Genomic DNA, 25,262 nt, shown 5'->3' on the forward strand with positions numbered 1-25,262 from the left:
GTGACGTACGACAAGGACGCCGTACGCGCGGTGCTGGAGGCCGCCCGCGCCGAGGGCCGCACCGCCCTGACCGCGCCCGAGGGCAAGCGCGTCACCGACGCGTACGGCATCCCGACCCCCGCCGAGGGGCTCGCCGAGTCCGCCGATGACGCGGTGGCGCTCGCCGACCGGATCGGCTTTCCGGTCGTTCTCAAGATCGTCTCCCCGGACATCCTGCACAAGACGGACGCGGGCGGGGTCCGGGTGGGGCTGGCGTCGTGCGCCGAGGTGCGGGGCGCGTTCACGGCGATCGTCGGCAACGCGCGCTCGTACGACCCGGCGGCCAGGATCCTGGGCGTCCAGGTGCAGCAGATGATCCCGGCCGGCGGGCAGGAGGTCATCATCGGCGCGGTCACCGACCCGACCTTCGGGAAGGTCGTGGCTTTTGGGCTCGGCGGGGTGCTGGTGGAGGTGTTGAAGGACATCACCTTCCGGCTGGCCCCGGCGAGCGGGGACGACGCGCTGTCGATGCTGGACTCCATCCGCGCCGCCGAGGTACTGCGCGGCGTACGGGGCGGAAAGCCGGTCGACCGGGAGGCGCTCGCCGATCTGATCGTCCGGGTCTCGCGGCTGGTCGCGGACTTCCCGGAGATCGCCGAGGTGGATCTCAACCCGGTGTTCGCTACCGCGAGCGGGGTGCTCGCCGCCGATGTGCGGCTGCTGATCGGCGCCGCTCCCCCGCCGCCGCGCCGCCGCTACTCCCGCGAGGAGATCCTGGGCGCGATGCGCCGGCTGATGCAGCCGGGCTCGGTCGCGGTGGTGGGCGCCTCCAATGAGCAGGGGAAGATCGGCAATTCGGTGATGCGCAATCTCATCGACGGCGGCTTCCCCGGCGAGATCCATCCGGTGAATCCGAAGGCCGACGACATCCTGGGCCGCAAGGCCTATACGTCGGTGACGGATGTGCCGGGCGAGGTGGATGTGGCGGTCTTCGCGATCCCCGCGAAATTCGTCCCCGCCGCGCTGGAGGAGGTCGGCCGCAAGGGCATTCCGAACGCCGTGCTGATCCCGTCCGGCTTCGCCGAGACCGGTGAGCACGAGCTGCAGGACCGGATCGTGGCCATCGCCGAGGAGCACGGCATCCGGCTGCTGGGGCCCAACATCTACGGCTACTACTCCACCTGGCAGAACCTGTGCGCCACGTTCTGCACCCCCTACGACGTGAAGGGCCCGGTGGCGCTCACCTCGCAGTCCGGGGGCATCGGCATGGCGATCCTCGGCTTCGCGCGGACGACGAAGACCGGTGTCTCGGCGATCGTCGGCCTGGGTAACAAGTCGGACGTGGACGAGGACGATCTGCTCACCTGGTTCGCCGAGGACCCCAACACCCAGTGCATCGCGATGCATCTGGAGGACCTCAAGGACGGCCGCGCCTTTGTCGAGGCGGCGCGGGCGACCGTGCCCCGTAAGCCGGTCGTGGTGCTGAAGGCGGGCCGTACGGCAGCGGGCGCGAAGGCCGCCGGCTCGCATACGGGCGCGCTGGCCGGGGACGACGCCGTGTACGACGACATCCTGCGGCAGGCCGGGGTGATCAGGGCCCCGGGGCTGAACGAGATGCTGGAGTACGCGCGGGCGCTGCCCGTGCTGCCCACCCCGCAGGGCGACAACGTCGTCGTCATCACCGGCGCCGGGGGCTCGGGGGTGCTGCTGTCGGACGCGATCGTCGACAACGGACTCTCACTGATGGAGATCCCGCCGGATCTGGACGCCGCCTTCCGCCGGTTCATCCCGCCGTTCGGAGCGGCCGGGAATCCGGTGGACATCACGGGTGGCGAGCCGCCGTCCACCTACGAGGCGACCATCCGGCTGGGCCTGGAGGATCCGCGGATCCACGCGCTCGTCCTCGGCTACTGGCACACCATCGTCACTCCGCCGATGGTCTTCGCCGAGCTGACCGCGCGGGTGGTGGCGGAATTCCGGGCGCGCGGCATCGCCAAACCGGTGGTGGCCTCGCTCGCGGGTGACACCGAGGTCGAGGAGGCGTGCCAGTACCTCTTCGAGCACGGCGTCGTGGCCTATCCGTACACCACCGAGAAGCCGGTGGCCGTCCTGGGCGCGAAATATCGCTGGGCCCGGTCCGCGGGGCTGCTCACCACCTAGAACACCTCCGTTTCCCGGAGCACGAAGAGTTTGGACAGGGGGCGCTGGCCGGGTTCCTTCGAAGCCAAGGGGACGACATGAGCACAGAAGAACGACCGGGTGGGGCAGTCCCATTCCGGGAAGTGCAGGACGGCAAGGGACGTATCTATCGAGTCGGCGAGACGGACCGGGACATCCTCGGCCACAGCCGGAAACTGATGGTCTATCTGCCGTGGATCGCGATGATGGCCATCAGCGTGTCCGAGTACGCGTACGGCTCGGCGGAGGACACGCTCTCCGAGGCCCACGGCTGGACCCAGAGCAACACCTTCTGGATTCTCAGCGTATGGGTCTTCTTCCAGGCGGGAATCGCCTTCCCGGCCGGCTGGCTGCGGGAGAAGGGGATCCTGACCGCCCGTAAGGCCATGTTGCTGGGGTCGGCGCTGTGTCTGGTCGGCTTTCTCGCGCTGTCGCATCTGGACAATGTCCTGGCGGCGATCTGCGGCTTCGGCGTCGTCGGCGGGCTCGGCTCCGGGCTCGTCTACGCCACCTGCATCAACATGGTGGGCAAGTGGTTCCCGGAGCGGCGCGGCGCGAGGACGGGGTTCGTCAACGGCGGCTTCGCTTATGGCGCACTGCCGTTCATCTTCATCTTCAACTACTGGTTCGACACCGGGAACTACGACGAGGTGCTCGACCTGATCGGCGTCTATGTCCTGATCGTCGTGGCGGTGTGCGCCTGGTTCTTCAAGGACCCGCCCAAGAACTGGTGGCCGGCCGATATCGATCCGATCGGCTACAGCGGTAACGCCAAGAGCGCGGCGAGTCTGTCCAAGAACCCGCCCGCGGTGCGGCAGTACACCCCCAAGGAGGCCATCAGGACCGGCGTGCTGCCACTGATGTGGCTCTCGCTGGTGCTGACCGCCGGGGTGTCGATCTTCGGAATCTCCTTCCAGGTCGACTACGCCAAGGAGGTGGGCTTCGGCCCGCTGGTCGCCGCCTCGTCCATGGGCGTCATGTCCGTCATCAACGGCGTCGGACGCGGTGTCGTCGGCTGGCTTTCGGACTCCTGGGGACGCAAGAACACCCTGGTGTTCGTCATCGTGGTGCTGGGTCTCGCGCAGTTCGGGGTGATCTGGGCGGGCAATATCCACAACGAGGTGCTGTTCCTGTTCTTCGCCTTCCTCTCCGGATTCGGCGGCGGCGCCTTCTACCCGATGTTCGCGGCCCTGACCCCGGACTATTTCGGGGAGAACTACAACGCCACCAACTACGGCCTGGTCTACAGCGGAAAGCTCGTCAGCGGGCTGTTCGGCGGGGGCCTTGGATCGATGGTGGTCGACGACTGGGGCTACGACGGGGCGTACGCACTCGCGGGAGGCATCTCCATGGTGGCCGCCGGGGTCGCCCTGCTGCTGCGCCAACCGGGCCGGCCACGGATCCGGGACATCACCCCGAACCCGCAGCCGATCAGCCGCGAGGCGGTGTAGGGACTCTCGCTCAGCGCCGTCCGCCGCACCGCAGTGACCGCAGATAGCGGGCGGAGCGGCGGGCGGTGGTGAGCGAGTCGGCCGGGTTGTCGTGCTCCACCAGCCAGTGGTGGTCACGGCGGCCGCCCTGGGTCCTGCCGACGGCGCTCAGGAAGCGCCGGTAGTCGATGTCACCGTCCCCGACGTCCACCATGCGGTAGCCGTCGGTGGCGGTCTCGTCGTGTTCGCCGTCCTTGACATGGAAGAGCGGATAGCGGTGCGGGGCGGCCAGGACGTAGTCGAGCGGTTCGAAGGGGGCGGGGGTGCCGTCGGCCCTCTTGCCGAAGCGGTACTGGGCCACATACGCCCAGTAGATGTCCATCTCCAGATGGACCAGATCCGGGTCGGTCTCGGCGAGCAGGACGTCGTAGAGGCGCACGTCCGGCCGGTCGGTGGCGAAGGAGAACTCCTCGGCGTGGTTGTGCTGGTAGAACTTCAGCCCGCGCTTCTTCGCCGCCGCGCCGTAGGTGTTGAAGTCCTCGGCGCAGCGCTTCCAGCCGTCGACCGTGGTGCCGTAGCGCCAGGGTCCCGAGGCGGTGCCCACATGCGGCAGCCCCAGGGCCTCGGCGTCGTCGAGCACCTTGGTGAGGTTGGTGGCGAAGGTGTACGCGTTCGGGTCGTCGGAGTAGTAGCCGACGTGGCTGCCGATGCCGCGCAGCCCGTTGTCCCGCAGCAGCCGCTTGAGCTGCGCGAGGGTGATGGCGCCCGCCGAACCTTGGGTGTATCCGGCGAACTCGACCTGGTCGTAGCCGTAGCGGGCCAGCTCCTCGAAGACCCGGGCGAAGCCGATGGACTGGACCTGGTCGCGGAGGGTGTAGAGCTGGATGCCGAGGTGGCCGCGCGGCACCAGGGGGCCGCCCTTGCCCGTGCCGGCCGCAGTGGCGGTGGTGGTGCCGAGCAGGGTGGCCGCCGTGGCCCCCGCGGCGACGCCGAGGAATCTGCGGCGGCGGAGGGTCTCGGCGAGTTCGGGGTGGGCGCTGCGGGCGCTCTTCACGGTGCGTCTCCTGTCAGTTGTGGTGCAGGCCGGCGAGGCGGAGGAGCAGGGACTTGACGTCGGTGGCGGCCACACGGCCACGTACGGCGTCCGGCTGGGAGCAGATGAGGACGGGCCCGTCCTCGTCGCGGTCGGGGAGGCGGCCGTGGCTGCCGCGCACGGGGGACGGGTCGAGCGGGACGACGGCCATGCGGTAGCGCATCCCGAGCTTCTTCCGGGCGAGCGCCGTCGCGGCCCGCACCCGCACATATGGATCGACGGGGTCCAGAAACAGCTCGGCCGGGTCGTAGCCGGGCTTGCGGTGGATCTCGACCAGCTGGGCGAAGTCGGGGGCGCGGGCGTCGTCGAGCCAGTAGTAGTACGTGAACCAGGCGTCCGGCGCGGCGACCGCGACCAGCTCCCCGGAGCGGGGATGGTCCAGGCCGTGCGCCTTCTTCCCCTCGTCGTCCAGCAGCTCGGCGATGCCCGGCAGGCCGGCCAGCGCGGCGCGCGTGGCGTCCAGATCCTCGGCGCGGCGTACGTAGACATGGGCGAGCTGGTGATCGGCGACGGCGAACGCACGGGAGGCGCCGGGGTCCAGATACTCCATGCCGTCCTGGGTGTGCACCTCCAGCAGCCCGGCGCGGCGCAGCGCCCGGTTGATGTCCACGGGCCGGGAGACCCGGGTGATGCCGTACTCGGACAGCGCGACGACGGTGCGGCCCCGGGCCGTCGCGTCGTCCAGCAGCGGGCCGAGGGCGGCGTCGAGCCCGGCCGCGGCGGCGTGGGCGCGGGGGTCGTCGGGGCCGTAGCGCTGGAGGTCGTAGTCCAGATGCGGGAGGTAGGCGAGGACGAGATCGGTGGGGCGGGTGCGGAGGATGTGGCGGGTGGCGTCGATGATCCACTGGGAGGAGACCAGGTCGGCGCCGGGCCCCCAGAAGTGGAAGAGCGGGAAGGTGCCGAATTCCGCGGTGAGCTCGTCGTGGAGGGCGGTGGGCCGGGTGTAGCAGTCCGGCTCCTTACGGCCGTCGGCGTAGTAGACGGGGCGCGGGGTGACCGTGATGTCGGTGTCCGAGCCCATCGCGTACCACCAGCAGATGTTGGCGACGGTGTAGCCGGGGTGGGCGCGGCGGGCCGCGTCCCACAGCTTGTCGCCGCCGACCAGCCCGTTGTGCTGCCGCCACAGCAGCACCTCGCCCAGCTCGCGGAAGTACCAGCCGTTGCCGACGATCCCGTGCTCGGCGGGGGTGGTGCCGGTGAGGAACGTCGACTGGGCGGCGCAGGTGACGGCGGGCAGCACGGTGCCCAGCGGGGCGTACGAGCCGGAGCGGCCCAGGGCGCGCAGCCGCGGCATGTGATCGAGCAGGCGCGGGGTGAGGCCGACGACGTCGAGGACGAGGAGAGGCGTCGGGCCGGTCCCGGGGCTCATGGCAGCTCCTTGAGTCCGAGGTCGGTCAGCAGATCGCGGGCGAGGGCCAGTTCGGCGGCGATCCCGTCGGCCAGCCGGTCGCGGCTGCGGGGGCGCAGCTCGGGCGGGAGCGCCTGCCAGGTGTAGGTCTCGACTTCGAGATGGCGGGTCAGCGGCGCGGCGCCGCCCACGAGCCGGGTGAGGGTGTCGGTGAGCACGGGGAGCGTGGAGGTGAGCGGGGGCTCGGGCGGGGCGTGCAGCGGTACGTGGAAGTGCGACCGCCAGGGCGCGGTGTCACCGAGCCCGCCCGCGAGCGCCGCGTCGAGGTCGTCCGTGCCGTGGACGTCCCCCTCCGGGGCGCGGGTGCGGGTCTGGTGGAGGAAGCGCGGCTCGGCGAAGGCCGCGAGGGCTGTGCGTACGGCGGGCAGCCGCGGATCCTCGGCGTGCAGCGCGGCGGACAGCTGGGCCTTGACGACGGGCACACCGGCGGCGGTGAGCGCGTCCACGGCGGCGTCCGGCTCCTCGAACTGCGTCGCGAGATGGCAGGTGTCGACGCATACCCCGATGCGCTCCAGGGGCGGGCCGCCGGGCGCGGTGAGCGCCTCGACGGCCTGCGCCGTCGTCTCGACGGTGCAGCCGGGCTCCGGTTCCAGGCCGATGCGGATCGAGCGGCCGGTGAGCTCCTGGATGGCGTCGAGCCGCTGGGAGAGGACGTTGAGGTGGCGGCGGGCGGCCTGGGCGTGGTCGGCGTCGAAGGGGGTCCGCCAGGCCAGGGGCAGCGTGGAGATGGATCCGTCGGTGATGTCGTCGGGGAGCAGGGCGGCCAGCAGCCGGGCCAGGTGGGTGGTGTGGTCGAGCCGCTCGGGGTCGGTCCAGTCCGGCTTGTAGACGCGGTACTTGACCTCTTGGGCGCCGAACCCCTCGTACGGAAAGCCGTTGAGCGTCACGACCTCCAGACCGCGGGTGTCCAGGGCCGTGCGGAGGCGGCGCAGCTCGGCCGGGTCGGCGATCAGGGTACGGGCGGCGTCGCGGGCCAGCCACAGGCCGATGCCGAGCCGGTCGCGGCCGAGGCGGCGGCGCACCGGTTCGCAGTACAGCCGCAGTTGGTCGACCACGCCGTCGAGGTCTTCGGCGGGGTGGACGTTGGTGCAGTAGGCGAGGTGGACGGTGGAGCCGTCGGGGTGGCGGAAGCGCACGGGTCACCGCCTCCCGGTGTTCCGGGTGACGGGGGCGCCGCGGAGGATGGAGTTGCCCTCGTGCGTGGCGGTGGGCCCCGTCTCCGGGAGGCCGAGGTCGAGGCGCCCGCTCAGCCCGTAGAACGCGACCGGGTTGCGCCACAGCACCTGCTCCACGTCCTCCTCGCTGAAACCGGCGTGCAGCATCGCCTCGCCGACCCGCCGCGTCTTCAGCGGATCGCTGCGCCCCCAGTCGGCCGCGGAGTTCACCAGGATCCGGTCCCGCTCGGCCCCGTACTCGCGCAACACCCGCACCATGCGCGTCTCGTCCATCTTGGTGTCGGGATAGATCGAGAACCCGAGCCAGCAGCCGCTGTCGGCGGCCACTCGTACCGTGGTCTCGTTGAGATGGTCGAGCAGGACGTGGCGGGTGGGGAGGTCGGATTCGCGGACGACGTCGAGCGTACGGGCCAGGCCCGCGGCCTTGTCCCGGTGCGGGGTGTGCACGAGGGCGGGCAGACCGTGGTCGGCGGCCAGTCGCAGCTGGGCGGCGAGGGCCGCGTCCTCGGCGGGGGTCATCGAGTCGTAGCCGATCTCCCCGACGGCGACGACGCCGTCCTTGACGAGATAGCGCGGCAGCTCGTCCAGGACGGGCACACAGCGCGGGTCGTTGGCCTCCTTGGGGTTGAGGGCGAGCGTGCAGTGGTGGGCGATGCCGTGCTGGGCGGCGCGGAAGGGCTCCCAGCCGAGGAGGGAGTCGAAGTAGTCGTAGAAGCTCGCGGGCGACGTGCGGGGCTGCCCGAGCCAGAAGGAGGGCTCCACGACGGCGCGCACGCCCGCGGCGTACATGGCCTCGTAGTCATCGGTGGTGCGCGAGGTCATATGGATGTGGGGGTCGAAGATGCGCATCAGGACTCCTCGCGGGTCAGGGCCAGTACGCGGACGAGATCAGCCGGCACGGATCGGCCGGCGGCGGTGCGCTCGTGGGCGTAGTCGGTGAGCATGCGGGCCAGCTCGCCGTCGCCCCGCGCCCGGCGTTCCCACTCGGCGACGGCGGCCACGGGAACCCCGGTGAACAGGCACTTCAGCACGGCCTGCCGCCAGCTGTGGGGCGCCAGGTGACGGGCCGCGTACGGGCCGACGGCGGCGGCCACCAACCGGGTGTCGTTGGTCCGCAGAGCGTCCTCGACCAGCGGCACGGCGTCCGCGCCGAGGCGGAGATACGGCAGCGCGAGCAACACGGCGCGCCGCTCGGCGCCCGCCCCCTGCGCGTACAGCCTCGCGGCTGTGCGGGCGTCCGTTTTGGCGGCGTGAAGAAGCAGCATGCGGGCGGCGTCGGCGGGGTGGTGGGGGGCGGGGGTTTGGCCGGCGTCGGCGGGGTGGTCGGTGGCGTGGCTTTGGCCGGTGGCGTGGCTTTGGCCGGTGGCGTGGCTTTGGCCGGTGCCCGGCGCCGGGTAAGGGGGTGTGGCGCGGCGGCAGTGGCGGCCGGCGGAGGCGAAGGCCAGCTCCCATCGAGCCGGGCCGGAACCACCCGGTTCCCTCTGGGCCGCCTCGGCCAGGGCCTTGTCCAGCCACGCTCGCGTGGCCTCGTCCAGTCGCTCGTACAGAGCCGCACGCAGGGCGGTCGGGGTCAGCACCGGACTGCTCCCTCGATCGCGGCGCGCTCGGCGTCCTGGAGGAAGCGGAGGGACGTACGGGCCAGTTCGGGGCCGGCGTGCGAGTGGCGCGGCAGCTCCACCCCGACCAGCCCCCGGTAATCCGTCGCGCGCAGCGCCTCCAGCACCGGCGGGAAGTCGATCTCGCCCTCGCCGAAGGGCAGATGCTCATGCATCCCGCGCCGCATGTCCTCGATCTGCACATGCCGCACCCACCGCGCCGCCGCCCGCACACACTCGGCGGGCGGGGCCGGTTCGAGGCACTGGCAGTGGCCGATGTCGAGGGTGAGTCCGAGGGCCGACGGATCACCGAGCGCCGTGCGGAGCCGGTGGAATCCGGCGAGGTCGGCGAGGAGGTGCCCCGGCTCCGGCTCGATCGCCAGGGCCACGCCCGCCGACGCGGCGGCGACGAGTACGGGCCCGATGGCATCGGCCAGCCGGCGCCACGCGGTCTCCTCGGACTCGCCGGGTGGTGCCGTACCGCTGAAGCAGTGCACGGCCCCCGCCCCGAGCTCGGCGGCCACCCGCACGGCGCGCAGCAACAGGTCGACCCGGGCGTGCCGGGCCTGTGGGTCGGGGTCCAGGAGCGTGGGGTGGTGCTTGCGCCGCGCGTCCAGGACGTACCGGGCGCCGGTCTCGACGGCGACGGCGAGGCCGAGCCCCTCCAGGCGCCGCGCGACCAGGCGGGTACGGGCGGCGAGGTCCGGGGCGAGGGGGTCGAGATGCATGTGGTCGAGGGTGAGCGAGACGCCGTCGTAGCCGAGGTCGGCGAGGAGGGCGAGGGCATCGGTCAGACGCAGGTCGGTCAGACCGTTGGTGCCGTAGGCGAACCGGAGGGGGGCCGAGGCCGGTGTCTTGGTGGTCATGTCGGGCTGACCTTTCGGGACAGTCGGCGAGCGACGGGTACGAGCGCGAGCAACGACAGCGCGGTCCGCTGCGCGCCCGCGCGCGAGGCCAGCGCGGCCTGAAGCGGGATCATGGCGCGAATGCCCCCGCCGACGGCGCGCTGGAGGAGGTACGGGGAGGGGTTGAGCGCGGCATGAGCCAGGGGGCGGGCGGCGGTCGCCATATAGGCGGCGGCGAGGGCGCCGGTGGCCGCCGCGGCCGTGCGTCGGACGACGGCGAGGTGGCGGGCCGGTGGGGTGCGGGTTGGTGCGGCCCGGCCCCCCGCGGCCGGGCGGACGGCCGCTACGGCTGCCGCGATCACGGCACCTCGACCCACACGCAGGCCACGGGCCGGTGAGGTGCGGGTTGGTGCGGCCCGGTCCCTCGCGGCGGTGGTCACGGCGGTCGCGACACCTCGTCCGACGGCAAGCGTACGGCCCGGCCCGGCCACGGCCCGGTCCCCCGCGGCCGGGCGGACGGCCGCTACGGCTGCCGCGATCACGGCACCTCGACCCACACGCAGGCCACGGGCCGGTGAGGTGCGGGCCGGAGCGGCTTGGCGACGGCCTCCGCCCACGGCGGTGGGGAGTGCCATGGGTCCATGGCCGGTCGTGGGCCGTCGGATGATCCCGAAGCCGCGAGCCGGCGGCGCGGCGGCGGCTACGGCGGTGGCCGCCGCCCCGGCGCGCGCCCCGCCCGTGACCGGCCATGGGGCCGGACGCCGGGCGGCCCCCCGACCGCCCGGCGGGTTCTGTGGGGACGGGGGCGAGGTGGGGCGCCTCGCGAGGGACCACGCGATCGCCGCACCGGTGGCGAGCGCCGCCAGTGGCGCCGCCGAGGAACCCCCCACCGCCTCCCGGCGGGAGACCGTGGTCACGGCGAGCGTGTGGGCGCCGAGCAGGGCGGCCGAGGGGAGGGCGCAGCGTACGCTCCCGCCGGAGGCCACGGCGGAGGCCGTGGCGCCGAGGAGGAGGTCCAGGGCGCGGGCCGCGGCCATGGCGGGCGGGCCCGCCGGGGTGTTCTTCAGCGCGAGGTCGTACGCCCACACCGTGCCCGCGAGCACCGTCGCCGTGGTGAGGGCCGGGCGGCCGGCCGCCGCCGCGCAGAGCAGCCCGGCGGCCGTCAGCCCCGTCGCGGCGGCAAGGGCGGCGGCCGGGGCGATACGGCCCGACGGGAGCGGGCGTCCGGGCCGCTCGACGGCGTCGATGTCGCGGTCCGCCCAGTCGTTGAGCGCCATCCCCGCCTCGTACAGGCACAGCGACGCGCAGGCGGCGAGCGCCGTCCCCCGGTTGGGCCCGCACCGCGCCGCCGCCGCGCCCGCGAAGGCGTCACCCGGCACGGTGAACAGGGCCGAGACCCGCAGCAGTTCGGCCCACGGCGCCGCGCGGCGGCCGACGCCGACCGCGCCGGGACGGGGGTGTGGGTCCGTACCGGCCGAGCGGTGGGTGCCGGTGCCGGAGTGGAGGCGCGCGCCACCGTCCGGGCCCGAGCCGGGGGCGAAGCCATGACCCGCGCCGAAGCCGGCGTTCGTGCCGGGGCGCGGCCCCGCCGTGCGGCCAGGGGCACCATCCCGCCCGCGCCCCGCCGTCATCCCCGGCCCCGCAGGCGGGCGGCGAAGCCGGCCAGCGCCGTGTACTGGTCGGCCAGCGCGGACGGGCCCCCGTCCGGGTCCTTGAAGTAGAAGCCGAGCTCCCCGATCGGCCCCGCGAGGCCGACCTCGTGGGCGCGGGCCGTGAGCCGGGCCAGGTCGAGGACGAGGGGCGCGGCGAGGGCCGAGTCACAGCCCTGCCAGATGGTCTGCAGGACCATCCGGGAGCCGAGGAAGCCGTCGAAGGCGACGTGGTCCCAGGCGGTCTTCCAGTCGCCGAGCGCGGGCACGTTGTCGATGTGCAGCTCGCCGTCGGGGAGTTCGCCGAGGGTGTCGGCGAGGACGCGCGCCTTGCCGGCGTTCTTCGCGGCCGCGGCGCCCGGGTCGGCGAGCGCGGCGCCGTCGCCGCCGCCCAGCAGGTTCGTACCGGACCAGGCCCGTACGGCCAGCGCCCGCTGCGCGAACATCGGCGCGAGAACGGACCGCAGGAGGGTCTGTCCGGTCTTGCCGTCGCGGCCGGCGTACGGCAGTCCGGAGCGAGCGGCGGCCTCGCGCAGGCGGGGGTGGTGGAGGCCGGTGGAGGGGGTGAAGTTGACGTACGGGCAGCCGGCGCGGAGCGCGGCCGCGGCGTAGAGGGAGCTGGGCTGCAGGGCGTCCGGGTCCGGCGGAGCCGGTTCGGTGGAGGCGACGTTGACGACGACGGCGCGGGCAAGGCGGTGCGTGCGGATGAAGTCGGCGAGGTCGGCGGCGAAGGCCGCGATCAGCTCCTCCTCGCGCCGATTGTCCCCGGGTTGCGGCCCACCGGGGCGGATCGCGGCGTCGGCGGCGGCGAGTTCGGCACGTACGGCGTCGGGCAGCCCATGCGGGACCACCCCGTCGGCGGCCAGCGCCTCGGCTCGCTTGGGGAGCGGGGTGGTGGCGGTGTCATGCCCGCCGAAAACGAGGTCGGCGAGGGCGGGAAGGCCACTGCCCGCGAACGGCGCGGTCTCGGTCACCATGCCGGTCGCCGGACGCAACCCCGCCGCGACGGCGGCACAGCCGACGACGGCGGTGGTGGCAACGGAACCGCGGGCACCGATGAGCCAGACTCCCGTACGGGGTGCGACGCGGGGGTGAGTGATGTCGTCGGGGCGGGTGGTCACGGGCTGCCTCCCGGTGGGGTGGGGCCGTTACGCGGTGGCGGAGCGCCGATACGCGGTGGCGGAGCGCGGCGATGGGGGTGCGTGGTGACGGGGGTCGTGCGGCTTGGCGGTGGCGCGGGCTGGCGGTGGCGCGGGGCCGGAGGTGGCGCGGGGCCGGAGGTGGCGCGGGGCCGGAGGTGGCGCGGGGCCGGAGGTGGCGCGGGGTTGGCGGTGGTGTGGGGCCGGCGGTGGCGCGGGCTTAGCGGTGGTGCGGGCCTGGCGGTGGTGTGGGGTTGGCGGCTGGTCGGGTCCCGTGCCCGGGGTCAGGGGCCGGAGGCCCCGGGACCGGGCCGCGCCCGAGGGAACGGCGGCGGGGAGGAGGCGGCGTACTCCTCCCCGCCGCCCGCGCCGCCCCAACGGCTCCCCTCGGGCCGTTGGGGCGGCCGACCGGACTAGCCCCTCGGCGGGAGGTCTTTGAGGCGGATGTCGCGGAAGGAGACCTCGTCCCCCTCCCCGTGGTTCTGGATGCCGACGTAGCCCCTCCGCAGGCTTCGCGCCGGGTCCCGGTTGGTGAAGTCGTTGATCCGCACGCCGTTGAGCCAGACCCGGAGCCGCTCGCCCTGGACCCGGATCTCGTAGGTGTTCCACTCCCCCGGCGGGTTCAGCGCGGCGTCCCGCTGGGCGAGGTCGGCGGATTGGAAGCCGTACACCGCCCCGGTGGTGCGATCGGGGGTGTCCGTCGCGTCGATCTGGATCTCGTAGCCGTGGTCGACCGCCGACCAGGGGTCGTCGGAGGCGGGGAAGCCGACGAAGACGCCGGAGTTGTCGTCACCGCTGACCCTCCAGTCGAGCTTGAGCGAGTACGAGCGCAGCTCGCGCGCCCCGTACCAGAGCATGCCCATGCCGCCCGTCGAGGTGAGGGTGCCGGACGCCGGATCGAGCGTGAACCCACCCGGGCCCGCCTGCTTCCAGCCCTTCACCGACGTGCCGTCGAACAGCGGCCGGTAGCCCCGCTCCGGGCGGCAGTCGGCCTGGGCCGCGCCCGTGGCGTAGCGGATGCCGCCCAGCAGATGCTGCCGGAAGGCGGGGTCGGCGTAGGACTCCTTGGTGTGGCCGCCGCCGGTGTAGAAGGCGCGGCCGCCGCGGTAGGTCTGGCACCAGGCGATGGGGTGGTCCTCGCCCATCGTGCCGCCCTGGTACGAGGACTCGTCGAGCGTGGCGAGGACGCGCGCCCGGTCGCGCGGGTTGGTGCGGTAGTTGTACCACTCGTCCGTCCGCTCCCACACCGGCCCCAGATGCGCGGTCGCGGGATGGGCGCGGTCCTCGACGGCGACCGTGGCCGGCTGGATGGCGGGATGGGACTGGAAGTAGGCGCCGACGAGTCCGCCGTAGAAGGGCCAGTCGTATTCGGTGTCGGCGGCCGCGTGGACGCCGACGTAGCCGCCGCCCGCGCCCACATAGCCCTCGAAGGCGGACTGCTGGCCGGCGTCGAGGACATCGCCGGTCGTGGAGAGGAAGACGACGGCGTCGTAGCGGGCGAGGTTGTCGGGGGTGAAGGCCGCGGCGTCCTCGGTGGCGTCGACGGCGAAGCCGCCCCGCGCGCCGAGCTCCTCGATGGCGGCGATGCCGTCGGGGATCGAGTCATGGCGGAAGCCGGCCGTCTTGGAGAAGACGAGGACGCGGTCATCGGGCGCCGAGGACCGGGGCGCGCCGGAGGCGGCGGCGGGCAGGGCTGCCGCGGCGAGCAGCAGCGTGGCCGCCACGGCGGCCAGGCGCGCTCCGCGCCTGGGTCTGGAGTGCGCAGAAGGGTGCGGGTGCATATCCGTCGTGCTCCTTCCTCCGGGCCGGGGGCGGTCGCGGGACCGCCCCCGGCCCCGGTCGTCAGCCGGTGCTGATGGTGAAGTCGTCCAGGTCGTAGAGCGCTCCCGCACCGCCCTTGAAGGCGAGATAGAGCGTGGTGGTACGGGCCGGGGGCGTCCGTAGCGCGGTCGTGACGTCCTGGAACGTCTCCCAGCCCCCGGTCACCGGCACGGTGGCGCTGCCCAGCAGCCGGCCGGTGGGGGATCCGGCGCGGATCTCCAGCGTGCCGCCCGCGCCCGCCGAGGAGACGCGCGCGGTGAGCTGCTTGGCGTTGGCGAGGAGATAGGGGGTGAAGGAGATCCAGTCGCCGTTGTCGATGTCGCCGACCGTCTTGCCGCCGTTCGCCGGGGTGTGGGCGATGACGGCGACGCCCTTGCTGTCGCCGTAGTGCTCGGCCTGCCGGTGCTTGGGCTGGGCGACGTGCTGGTCATGGGTGGTCAGCGGCGGCTGTCCGCCCCCGCCGCCGTCCGTGTACTCGGCGTCGAAGACTCCGAAGATATTGGCGTTGGGGTCGTGCTCGCCGTCGGCGCTGGTCTTGATGGTGCCGGAGCAGCCGTTCGCCGAGGTGACGGGGTGGCCGTGGCTGTCGTGGCCAAGGATATGGGTGACCTTGACCTTGGCGCAGTCGATGGTCCCGGCGGCGCCGTCTTCGGGATCGGTCACCTTCACCTTGAACGGGACCTCGTCACCGAAGGTGAACAGCTGGCCGTCGCCGGGCAGTTGCAGGGTGACCGTGGGCGCGGTGTTGCCCACCGTAAGGTGCACGCTGGCGCTGCCGGTGCGGCCCGAGGGGTCCTTGGCGGTGACGGTGGCGGTGTAGGTGCCGTTCTTAGTGTATCGATGGGTGGGGTGGGGGGCGGTGGAGGTGGCGCCGTCGCCGAAGTCCCAGCTGTAGGTGAGGGTGTCGCCGTCGGCGTCGGCGGTCCCCGCCGAGGAGAAGGCGACCCTCATGGGCGCCTTGCCGGAGGTGCGGTCGGCGCTCACCTCGGCGATGGGCGAGTGGCCGTCGGTGGCGTTCTCGATCCGGTAGAGCGCGGAGTGCTCGTCCCCGCCGAACCAGCTGAGCCCGTAGTCGAGGACGTAGAGCGCGCCGTCCGGGCCGAAGGCCGAGTCCATCACCTGGGTGCCGGTCCACGGGAAGTCGTTGATCTTCTCTACGGTGCCGTCGGGGCCCTGCTCGATCCGCTTGATCCACTTCCGGCCGAACTCCCCCGCGAAGAAGTCCCCGTCATAGCCTGAAGGGAACTTGACCGGGGAGTCGAGCGAGGCGTCGTAGCGGTAGACGGGCCCGCCCATCGGCGACTCGGAGCCGGAGCCGAACTCGGGCACGGAGTCGTTGTCGTAAGGGATCCACGCGGGCTGCGCAGGCGGCAGATCGGTCAGCCCGGTGTTGTGCGGCGAGGTGTTCTTGGGCGCGGCGCAGTCGAAGGCCGCACCGGAGGTGCCGGTGGCGAAGTCGTAGTCGACGTACGGCTTGTTGTCGGCGACGCAGTACGGCCAGCCGTAGTTGCCCGGCTTGGTGACACGGGCGAACTCCACCGCGCCGCCCGGCCCGCGCTTGGGGTCGGCGGCGCCCGCGTCCGGACCGTAGTCGCCGACGTAGACCGTGCCGGTCGGCTTGTCGACGCTCATCCGGAAGGGGTTGCGGAAGCCCATCGCGTAGATCTCGGGCCGGGCCTTGTCGGTGCCGGGCGGGAAGAGGTTACCGTCCGGGACGGTGTACGAGCCGTCGGCGGCCACCTTGATGCGGAGGATCTTGCCGCGCAGGTCATTGGTGTTTCCGGCGGAGCGCTGGGCGTCGTAGGCGGGGTTGCGGTTCGCGCGCTCGTCGATGGGGGTGAAGCCGTCGGAGGCGAAGGGGTTGGAGTCGTCGCCCGTCGAGAGATAGAGGTTGCCGGCGGCGTCGAAGTCGATGTCCCCGCCGACATGGCAGCAGATGCCGCGTGAGGCGGGGACGTCGAGGATCTTCTTCTCGCCGGCGGTGTCGAGCGTTCCGTCCGTCTTGAGAGTGAAGCGGGAGAGGCGGTTGACGCCGTCGAACGGGGCGAAGTCGGCGGCGGTGCCGTCGGTGGGGGCGTCACCGGCGGGGGTGTTGAGCGGGGGCGCGTAGTAGAGGTAGATGGCCCGGTTGTCGGCGAAGCCGGGGTCGATGCCGACGCCCTGCAGCCCTTCCTCGTCGTGCGAGTAGACGGGGAGCTTTCCGGACACCATGGTGTCGCCGTCGGCGTCGGTCAGCCGCAGGGTGCCATCGCGCGAGGTGTGCAGCACGGAGCGGTCGGGGAGCACGGCGAGCGTCATGGGCTCGCCGGTCTCCGCCGCGCCCTTGGCGAGGGTGACCTGCTGGAACTCCTCGGCGGCCGGGGTCGGGCCGGGTTCATGGGCCCCGGCCGGCGGAGCGGTGAACGCGAGCCCCGCGCCGACGAGCAGTCCGCTCGTGAGGAGCGCGAGGGGCCCGCGCAGTCGAAACCTTTTCCTGTGCACGCTGAATCCTCCGGGAAAAGAGGGGGTGTACGGGTGGGCCAGAGGCCGCCGTGACTGGCACAGGCGCGCGCCGTCGCGCCGTTCGGTGACCGATCCGGGGAGAGGGGCCCCTTGTGTGACCGGTACATCTCAAGGACGGTAACTCTGTTTGTCTGGTTCGGAAACCCCTTTGACATATAGCGGGTTGCGCTTCATCCACGGGCAGGACAAAGCGGATCGGGGGCGGGGTGGGGGCGCGGTGCGCGCCCCCACCCGGTCCGGCGGAAGAGGTACCGCTAGTCGCCGCCGCTTCCGAAGGCCGCGTCGAAGGAGGCTGTCGGCGGGTCGAAGTCGTATGCCTTCAGCCGCGCCAGCGCCTCCGGGGCGCCCGTAAGGCGGTCCATGCCCGCGTCTTCCCATTCCACCGACACCGGGCCCGCGTAGCCGATCGAGCGCAGCATCCGGAAGACGTCCTCCCAGGGAACGTCCCCGTGGCCCGCCGAGACGAAGTCCCAGCCGCGGCGCGGGTCGCCCCAGGGCAGATGCGAGCCGAGACGGCCGTTGCGGCCGTCGAGGCGGCGGCGGGCCTCTTTGCAGTCGACGTGGTAGATCCGGTCCCGGAAGTCCCACAGGAAGCCGACGGGGTCGAGGTCCTGCCAGACGAAGTGGCTGGGGTCGAAGTTGAGCCCGAAGGCGGGGCGGTGGCCGACCGCCTCCAGGGCCCGCTGCGTGGTCCAGTAGTCGTAGGCGATCTCGCTCGGGTGGACCTCATGGGCGAACCGCACGCCCTCCGCGTCGAAGACGTCCAGGATCGGGTTCCAGCGCTCGGCGAAGTCCTCGTAGCCGCGCTCGATCATGCCCGGCAGGACCGGCGGGAACATCGCGACCAGATGCCAGATGGACGAGCCGGTGAAGCCGATGACCGTACGGACGCCGAAGGCGGCCGCCGCGCGGGCGGTGTCCGCCATCTCGGCGGCGGCCCGCTGCCGTACGCCCTCCGCGTCGCCGTCGCCCCACACCCGCGCGGGCACGATGGCCCGGTGCCGTTCGTCGATGGGCGCGTCGCAGACGGCCTGGCCCGTCAGATGGTTGGAGATCGCCCAGCACTGGAGCCCGTACTTCTCCAGCAGCTGCCGCCGTCCGTCCAGGTAGCCGGGTTCGGCGAGGGCCCGGTCGACCTCGAAGTGGTCGCCCCAGCAGGCGAGTTCAAGGCCGTCGTAGCCGAAGTCGCGGGCGAGCCGGCAGACCTCCTCCAGCGGCAGATCCGCCCACTGGCCGGTGAAGAGCGTGAAGGGTCTGGGCATGCGGGCCTCCTTTAAGCGGGCACCGGGGTGTAAACGCAGTTCTTCTCCGCGCTGTCCTCGACCGCGGCGAGCACCCGCTGCACCTGCAGCCCGTCCTCGAAGGACGGCTCCGGGTCGGTCCCGGCGGCGATGGCGAGCACCATGTCCCGCGCCTGGTGGACGAAGGTGTGGTCGTATCCGAGGGCGTGGCCGGGCGGCCACCACGCCTCGAGGTAGGGGTGGTCGGGTTCGGTGACCAGAATCCGGCGGAAGCCCGAGTCGGCGGCGGGCTCGGTGTGATCGTGGAAGGACAGCTCATTGAGCCGTTCCAGATCGAAGGCGAGCGAGCCGAGAGCCCCGTTGAGCTCGATCCTGAGCGCGTTCTTACGGCCCGCGGCGAAGCGGCTGGCCTCGAAGGAGGCGAGCGCGCCGGACTCCAGCCGCCCGGTGAAGAGCGCGGCGTCGTCCACGGTCACCGGTCCGCGTCCCTGGGAGACCGGGCCGGCGCCGAGCCCGGCCACCGCCCCCGCCGGCAGTGGCCGCTCCCGTACGAACGTCTCGGTCAGCGCCGAGACGCCGATCAGCCGCTCCCCCGCCAGATACTGCGCGAGGTCGACGATATGGGCCCCGAGGTCGCCGAGCGCCCCGGAGCCCGCGAGCTCCCGCCGCAGCCGCCACACCAGCGGAAACTCCGGGTCGACAAGCCAGTCCTGGAGATAGGTGACCCGCACATGCCGCAGCGCCCCGATCCGGCCCTCGGCCACCATGCGGCGGGCGTGCGCGATCGCGGGCGTACGGCGGTAGTTGAAGCCGACCATCGCCACCTGCCCGCGCTCCCGCGCCTGCCGCGCGGCGTCCGCCATCGCCTCCGCCTCGGCGAGCGAGTTGGCGAGCGGCTTCTCGCACAGCACATGCTTGCCCGCCTCCAGCGCGGCGATCGCGATCTCGGCGTGGCTATCGCCGGGGGTGCACACATCGACGAGCCGCACATCGTCCCGGGCGATCAGCGCCCGCCAGTCGGTCTCGGCGGCGGCCCAGCCGTGCTTGGCCGCGGCGGCCCGTACGGCGTCCGGATCACGGCCGCACACGGCGGACATGACGGGGCGGCAGGGGAGGTCGAAGACGCGGCCCGCGGTGCGCCAGCCCTGGGAGTGGGCGGCGCCCATGAAGGCGTAGCCGACCATGCCGACGCCGAGGGTCTGTGCTTCAGGACTTTCCATGGGACTCCTTCCAGATCGCGATGGATGCGAGGTGGAGCTGGGGCCTGTGGGGGGCCTAGCTGAATCCCGTGGGGAGGTAGTCGTCGACGTTGTCCTTGGTGACGACGGCCGAGTAGAGGGTGAGGGAGGCGGGGATCTCCAGCTCGGCCAGTCCGCCGACGCCCTTGCCCTGGCCGAGCGCGCGGGCGAGGTCGATCGCGGAGGCGGCCATGGTCGGCGGGTAGAGCACGGTGGCCTTGAGCACCGTGTTGTCGGCCTTGATGGCGTCCATGGCGTGCTTGGCGCCCGCGCCGCCGACCATCAGGAAGTCGTCCCGCCCGGCCTGCTGGATGGCGCGCTCGGCGCCGACACCCTGGTCGTCGTCGTGGTTCCACAGGGCGTCGAAGCCGGAGTGGGCCTGGAGCAGCTGGGCCATCTTCGACTGGCCCGATTCGACGGTGAACTCGGCGGCCTGGCGGCCGACCTTCTTGATGTTGGGGTAGTTCTTCAGGGCGTCGTTGAAGCCCGCCGTGCGCTGCCGGGTCAGCTCCAGATTGTCGAGTCCGGCCAACTCGACGACCTTGGCGTTCTTCTTCCCCTTGAGCTGCTCGCCGATATAGCGGCCGGCGTTGAGCCCCATGCCGTAGTTGTCGCCGCCGATCCAGCAGCGGTACGCCTGCGGGGAGGCGAAGATCCGGTCCAGGTTGACGACGGGGATGCCCGCCTTCATGGCCTTGAGCCCGACCTGGGTCAGCGCCTTGCCGTCGGCGGGCAGGATGACCAGGACGTCGACCTTCTTGTTGATGAGGGTCTCGATCTGGCCGATCTGCTGGGCGGTGTCATTGGAGCCCTCGGTGGTCTCCAGCGTGACGTCCTCGTACTCCTTGGCGCGCCGTTTGGCCTGCTCGTTGATGGCGTTGAGCCAGCCGTGGTCGGCCTGCGGCCCGGCGAAGCCGACGGTGACCTTCTTGCCGGGCTTGTCGTCGGCGGTGTTCGCGGCCTGTTTGCCGTTGTCCTTATTGTCGTTGTTCTCGTTGCTGGTGCAGCCGGACGCGAGGAGCGCGCCCGCCGCGGCGGTGCCCAAAAGAAGGTTTCTGCGACTGGTCATGGCATCCCTCATGGCGTCGAACGACCCTTCTGTACCAGGACGGCGGCGACGATGATCGCGCCATTGGCGATCTGCTGGACATCGCTCTGAAGGTTGTTCAGAGCGAACAGATTGGTAATGGTGGTGAAGACGAGGACGCCGAGGACGGAGCCGGTGATGGTGCCGCGACCTCCGCTGAGCAGCGTGCCGCCGATGATCGCGGCGGCGATGGCCTCGAGCTCGTAGAGATTGCCGTTGGTGTTCTGGCCGGAGCCGGTGAGCACGATCAGCATGAACGCGGCGATGCCGCAGCACAGCCCGGACAGCAGATACAGCATCAGCCGCTGCCGCCGGACGTCGATGCCCGCGAGCCGGGCGGCCTCCGCGTTGCCGCCGATGGCGACGGTGCGCCGGCCGAAGGTCGTACGGCCCAGCACCAGCCAGCCGAGGACCGTGACGGCGGCGAAGATCAACACCAGCGGCGGGACACCGAGGACATAGGCGTCCCGGAGCCCCAGATCCAACACCGGCTTGACGGTGACCACCTGGGTCCTGCCGTCGCTGATCTGCAGGGCGAGGCCACGGGCCGAGGCGAGCATGGCGAGGGTGGCGATGAACGGGACCATGCCGCCGTACGCGATGAGCACCCCGTTGACCAGCCCGCAGCCCAGTCCGACCAGCACTGCGCAGAGCAGGATGCCGCCGAGCCCGTAGTCCTGGGTGGCGAGGGTGGTGGCCCACACCGAGGCGAGGGCGACCATCGCGCCGACGGAAAGATCGATTCCGCCGCTGGTGATGACGAAGGTCATGCCGACCGTGACGACGCCGATGACGGACGCCTGGGTGAGCACCAGTTGGAGGTTATCCGTGGTCAGGAACTCAGCGGGCTTGGTGAAGCCGCCGACCGCGACCAGCACCGCGAGCACGCCGACGAGGGACAGATTGCGCAGGTCGGCGAGGCCTCGCAGCCGGCCGAGGGGATCGGTACGGGTGGCCGGTGGCTTGTCCACGGGCCCGGCGGTCAGTGTGGCTCCCGCACCGGGTACGGGGGCGACGTCGGCCGGACTGTGGGGCGCCGGGGTGCTCCCGGGAGAGGTCACGACGGGCTCCCTTCCATCACGAGATCGAGGACGCGGTGCTCGTCCAGCTCCCGCGCCGGCGCCGTATGGACGACGCGGCCCTCACGGAGCACCAGCACCCGGTCGGCGAGGCCCAGGACTTCGGGCAGTTCACTGGAGACGAGCAGCACGGCCATGCCGTCGTCGGCGAGCCGGCGGATCACGGCGTACAGCTCGGCGCGGGCGCCGACGTCCACGCCGCGCGTCGGCTCGTCCAGCAGCAGCACCCGGCAGCCGCGCAGCAGCCAGCGGGCGAGCACGGCCTTCTGCTGATTTCCGCCGGACAGCGTGCGTACCGGCCGCTCGGGGTCATCGGGGTGCAGCGACAGATCGCGGACGCTTCGGCGGGCGGCCGCCCGCTCCGCACCGCGGTCCAGCCAGCCGGCCCGCGAGAAGCGGGCCAGGGAAGAGACGGAGACATTACGGGTGACGGACTCCAGCATCAGCAGCGCCTGCGCCTTGCGCTCCTCGGGCGCGAGGCCGAGCCCCGCCCGTACGGCGGAGATCACGCTGCCGGGGCGCAGCGGACGGCCGTCGACCAGGACGCGGCCCCCGGTGGGGCGGCGGGCGCCGTAGACGGTCTCCAGGATCTCGGACCGGCCCGAGCCGACGAGCCCGGCGAGCCCGACGATCTCCCCGGGCGCGAGATCGAGGTCGACCGGCGCGAACTCCCCCGCCCTGGTGAGCCCTTCGAGGCGCAGCACCGGTTGCTCGGCCGCGGGTGCGGGTGTCGGAGCGGTGGTGCGGCGGGGGAACGCGTACTCGACGTCGCGGCCCGTCATCAGGGCCACGATGTCGCGGGTCGGGGTGGTGCGGGCAGGCAAGCCACGGGCGGCGGCCCGGCCGTCCTTGAGGACGGTGACGCGGTCGCCGATGCGGCGGATCTCCTCCAGCCGGTGCGAGATATAGACGACGGCGACGCCTGCGGCGGTGAGATCGCCCACGATGCGGAAGAGATTGTCCACCTCGTCGGGGTCGAGCGCGGCGGACGGCTCGTCCATGACGATCAGCCGTACGTCATGCGAGAGCGCACGGGCCATCGACACGATCTGCTGCCCGGCGGCCGAGAGCTCGCCGACCAGCCGGCCCGGGCCGATCTCGGGGTGCCCCAGCCGGGAGAGGAGGGCGGTCGTCGCGGCGCGGGCCGCGCGGGCCCGTACGACACCGGCGGTGGCGAGCTCATGGCCGAGGAAGACGTTCTCGGCGACGGACAGCCCCTCCACCAGGTCGAGTTCCTGGTAGATGGTGGCGATGCCGAGGCGCATGGCGGTGACGGGCGACTTGAGGGTGACCGGTGCGCCCCGCCAGACGATCTCGCCGCTGTCGGGCTGATGAGCCCCGGCGACCACCTTGATCAGGGTGGACTTGCCCGCCCCGTTCTGGCCGAGCAGACAGTGGACCTCCCCCGCTTCGACATCGAGATCGACGCCGTCGAGGGCGCGTACGCCGGGGAAGGACTTGGTGATCGCGGACATGGTGAGGAGCGGGCGCGGATCGGGTGGTGCCATGGCGAGCCTCCTCGGCCGTTCGCTTAGGCGGTGTGCGGGTTCGCTACGCGGTGCGGGTTGCTTTCGCGGTGCGGGTTGCTTTCGCGGTGCGGGTTGCTTTCGCGGTGCGGGTTGCTTTCGCGGTGCGGGTGGGGTGCGGCGCGGGTGGGCTGCGGCGCTGTGGCCCGGGTTGCTTTCGCGGTGCGGGTTGCCTTCGCGGTGCCGGTTGTTTTGGCGGTGTGTTGCTTTCGCGGTGCGGTTCGCTGCGCGGCGTGGCGCGGGTGCGGGTGCGGTACCTGGTGCGGCTCGGTGATGTGTGTGCGGTACGTGGTGCGGCTCGGTGGCGTGGGTCGCTGCCTGGTGCGGCTCGGTGCTGCGGGTCGGGACGCGGTGCGGCTCGGTATTGCTGCGGGTCGGTACGTGGTGCGGCTCGGTGGCGTGGGTCACTGCTTGGTGCGGCTCGGTGCTGCCGATCGGGACGCGGTGCGGCTCGATGCTGCAGTTCGCTACGTGTTGCGGCTCGGTGGCGTAGGTCGCTGTCTGGTGCGGCTCGGTGCTGCGGGTCGGGACGCGGTGCGGCTCGGTGTTGCTGCGGGTCGGTACGTGGTGCGGCTCGGTGGCTGGGTCGCGGCTTGGTGCGGCTCGGCCGATCGGGACGCGGTGCGGCTCGGTGCTGCGGTTCGCTACGTGTTGCGGCTCGGTGGCGTGGGTCGCTGCCTGGTGCGGCTCGGTGCTGCGGGTCGGGACGCGGTGCGGCTCGGTGGCTTGGGTCGCTGCTTGGTGCGGCTCGGTGCTGCGGGTGCGGGACGCGGTGCGGCTCGTACATCGACTTGGCGTACACCGGCGGGTCCCGGTGCCGTTCTGGCTGTTCGTCTGCGCTGTTCCTGCGGCGGATACGTACCTGCGGCGTCGGCCGTGGCCGAGTGGTCTCGTGCGGTGTGCTGACAGTGCGCTGTCGTGCGGCGGTGCGGGTGGTGCGGTCTGGGCCGGGCCCAGCGTGTGGCCGACCGTCGGGGCCCGGTCAGGCCGGCCGCCGGGCCGGGGCCCGGTCAGGCCGGGGAGAAGAGGTGGTCGCTGATCAGGCGGGCCGCGCCGGTCACCCCGGCGGCCGGGCCCAGTTCGCCCAGCACGATTGGGAGGTTGCCGGTGGCCAGGGGCAGGGACTGGCGGTAGACCTGGGTGCGGATGGCGGCGAGCAGGGTGTGGCCGAGCCCGGTGACGCCGCCGCCGATCACCACCAGGCCGGGATTGAAGAAGCTGACGAGCCCGGCGATGACCTGGCCCGTTCGCATGCCGCCCTCCCTGATGAGATCGAGCGCGGCGGCGTCGCCCGCCGACGCCGCCGCCGCGACATCCGTGGCGGCGAGACGGCCCGCCGCCTCCAGCCGGGTGGCGAGCTCGGCGGAGCGGCCGTCGCGGGCGGCTGCCTCGGCGTCGCGGGCCAGCGCCGCTCCGCCGAAGTACGCCTCCAGACAGCCGTGGTTGCCGCAGGCGCAGGGGCGGCCGCCGGGTTCGGCCTGGATATGACCGATGTCGCCGGCGCTGCCGGTCGTACCCCGGTAGACCTCACCGCCGACCACGATCCCGCAGCCGATCCCGGTGCCGATCTTCACGCAGAGGAAGTCCTTGACGGAGCGGGCGACGCCCGCGTGCTGCTCGCCCATCGCCATGAGGTTCACATCGTTGTCGACCATGACCGGGCAGCCCAGCTCCTGGCTGAGCGCCTCCCGTACGGGGAAGCCGTCCCACCCCGGCATGATCGGCGGCGCGACGGGGACGCCCTCGGGGAACCGTACGGGCCCCGGCACCCCGATGCCCGCCCCGTCGAACCCCTCCGCCACGCCGGAGGCGCGTAGCTTCGCGGCCATGGCCAGCACCTGTTCGAAGACCGCGACCGGTCCCTCGCGCACATCCATCGGCTGGGTGAGATGGCCGAGAACCTCCAGCTCGGCGTTGGTTACGGCCACGTCCACCGAGGTGGCGCCGATGTCGACGCCGAGGAGCCGCAGGGCGGGCGCGAGCCGGATGTTGTGTGAGCGGCGGCCGCCCCGCGAGGCGGCGAGCCCGTCGGCTATCACCAGCCCGGTTTCCAGCAGCCGGTCGATCTCCACGGCGAGCTTGGAGCGCGAGAGGTCGATCTGATCGCCCAGCTGAGCACGGGAGTTGGGGCCGCCGTCGCGCAGCAGGCGGAGCAGTCGCGCCTGATGCGCGTTCGCGGGTCGTGCCGTCATGCGCCTCACGCTGCCCCTCCCGCCGTCATCGGCATCCCTGTGGTCGGGCTCTCGCACCGGCTTTCACGGGGAACGTAGCAGCGCT

18 protein-coding genes are annotated in these 25,262 nt (G+C 72.4%); 2 read left to right on the plus strand and 16 right to left on the minus strand.

Annotated features, from left to right (window positions below; all coding sequences use genetic code 11):
* On the plus strand, positions 1 to 2,139 hold the full coding sequence (locus tag ABZS71_RS25730) for an acetate--CoA ligase family protein (protein WP_356213927.1): 2,139 nt from the start codon (positions 1 to 3) through the stop codon (positions 2,137 to 2,139).
* Positions 2,140 to 2,216: 77 nt separating this feature from the next.
* Positions 2,217 to 3,608: an OFA family MFS transporter gene (locus ABZS71_RS25735; RefSeq protein WP_356213929.1), complete on the plus strand. Its 1,392-nt coding sequence runs from the start codon at positions 2,217 to 2,219 to the stop codon at positions 3,606 to 3,608.
* 10 nt (positions 3,609 to 3,618) lie between these two features.
* Here the strand turns inward: ABZS71_RS25735 and ABZS71_RS25740 are convergent, their stop codons facing one another.
* The 16 genes from ABZS71_RS25740 to ABZS71_RS25815 form a co-directional block, all read right to left on the minus strand.
* A complete protein-coding gene (locus tag ABZS71_RS25740; RefSeq protein WP_356213931.1) occupies positions 3,619 to 4,641 on the minus strand; it encodes a sugar phosphate isomerase/epimerase in 1,023 nt (340 codons plus the stop codon).
* A gap of 13 nt (positions 4,642 to 4,654) precedes the next feature.
* A complete protein-coding gene (locus ABZS71_RS25745) occupies positions 4,655 to 6,049 on the minus strand; it encodes a nucleotide pyrophosphatase/phosphodiesterase family protein (RefSeq protein WP_356213933.1) in 1,395 nt (464 codons plus the stop codon).
* Complete coding sequence (eboE, locus tag ABZS71_RS25750; RefSeq protein WP_355842913.1) at positions 6,046 to 7,224, minus strand: metabolite traffic protein EboE; 1,179 nt, start codon at positions 7,222 to 7,224, stop codon at positions 6,046 to 6,048. The genes ABZS71_RS25745 and eboE overlap by 4 nt, the downstream gene beginning before the upstream one ends.
* 3 nt (positions 7,225 to 7,227) lie before the next feature.
* On the minus strand, positions 7,228 to 8,112 hold the full coding sequence (locus ABZS71_RS25755; protein WP_355842916.1) for a TatD family hydrolase: 885 nt from the start codon (positions 8,110 to 8,112) through the stop codon (positions 7,228 to 7,230).
* Positions 8,112 to 8,840, minus strand: coding sequence for an EboA domain-containing protein (locus ABZS71_RS25760; protein WP_356213935.1), 729 nt, complete (start codon positions 8,838 to 8,840; stop codon positions 8,112 to 8,114). Before ABZS71_RS25760 ends, ABZS71_RS25755 begins: the two co-directional genes overlap by 1 nt.
* Complete coding sequence (locus ABZS71_RS25765; protein ID WP_356213937.1) at positions 8,834 to 9,724, minus strand: sugar phosphate isomerase/epimerase family protein; 891 nt, start codon at positions 9,722 to 9,724, stop codon at positions 8,834 to 8,836. Before ABZS71_RS25765 ends, ABZS71_RS25760 begins: the two co-directional genes overlap by 7 nt.
* Positions 9,721 to 11,109, minus strand: coding sequence for an SCO3242 family prenyltransferase (locus ABZS71_RS25770; protein WP_356213983.1), 1,389 nt, complete (start codon positions 11,107 to 11,109; stop codon positions 9,721 to 9,723). Before ABZS71_RS25770 ends, ABZS71_RS25765 begins: the two co-directional genes overlap by 4 nt.
* Before the next feature lie 221 nt (positions 11,110 to 11,330).
* Entirely contained in the window at positions 11,331 to 12,473 is a 1,143-nt protein-coding gene (locus ABZS71_RS25775; RefSeq protein WP_355842928.1) for an inositol-3-phosphate synthase, read from the minus strand.
* A 431-nt stretch (positions 12,474 to 12,904) separates the two neighbouring features.
* Complete coding sequence (locus ABZS71_RS25780; protein WP_356213939.1) at positions 12,905 to 14,272, minus strand: ThuA domain-containing protein; 1,368 nt, start codon at positions 14,270 to 14,272, stop codon at positions 12,905 to 12,907.
* 61 nt (positions 14,273 to 14,333) lie between these two features.
* Positions 14,334 to 16,793, minus strand: a complete 2,460-nt coding sequence (locus ABZS71_RS25785; RefSeq protein ID WP_356213941.1) for a PQQ-dependent sugar dehydrogenase — start codon at positions 16,791 to 16,793, stop codon at positions 14,334 to 14,336.
* Between the two features lie 275 nt (positions 16,794 to 17,068).
* On the minus strand, positions 17,069 to 18,076 hold the full coding sequence (locus ABZS71_RS25790) for a sugar phosphate isomerase/epimerase family protein (protein WP_356213943.1): 1,008 nt from the start codon (positions 18,074 to 18,076) through the stop codon (positions 17,069 to 17,071).
* An 11-nt stretch (positions 18,077 to 18,087) separates the two neighbouring features.
* A complete protein-coding gene (locus tag ABZS71_RS25795; protein WP_355842939.1) occupies positions 18,088 to 19,275 on the minus strand; it encodes a Gfo/Idh/MocA family oxidoreductase in 1,188 nt (395 codons plus the stop codon).
* 55 nt (positions 19,276 to 19,330) lie between these two features.
* Positions 19,331 to 20,362: a substrate-binding domain-containing protein gene (locus ABZS71_RS25800; protein ID WP_356213945.1), complete on the minus strand. Its 1,032-nt coding sequence runs from the start codon at positions 20,360 to 20,362 to the stop codon at positions 19,331 to 19,333.
* An 8-nt stretch (positions 20,363 to 20,370) separates the two neighbouring features.
* A complete protein-coding gene (locus ABZS71_RS25805; RefSeq protein ID WP_356213985.1) occupies positions 20,371 to 21,351 on the minus strand; it encodes an ABC transporter permease in 981 nt (326 codons plus the stop codon).
* An 86-nt stretch (positions 21,352 to 21,437) separates the two neighbouring features.
* The gene (locus ABZS71_RS25810; RefSeq protein ID WP_356213948.1) at positions 21,438 to 22,967 is read right to left on the minus strand and encodes a sugar ABC transporter ATP-binding protein; all 1,530 of its coding nucleotides are present in this window, start codon (positions 22,965 to 22,967) and stop codon (positions 21,438 to 21,440) included.
* A 1,028-nt stretch (positions 22,968 to 23,995) separates the two neighbouring features.
* The gene (locus ABZS71_RS25815; protein ID WP_356213950.1) at positions 23,996 to 25,177 is read right to left on the minus strand and encodes an ROK family transcriptional regulator; all 1,182 of its coding nucleotides are present in this window, start codon (positions 25,175 to 25,177) and stop codon (positions 23,996 to 23,998) included.
* Between the last annotated feature and the right edge of the window lie 85 nt (positions 25,178 to 25,262).

The sequence above is a fragment of the Streptomyces sp. NPDC005393 genome, assembly GCF_040606675.1.
In the GTDB taxonomy this organism is placed as follows: domain Bacteria; phylum Actinomycetota; class Actinomycetes; order Streptomycetales; family Streptomycetaceae; genus Streptomyces.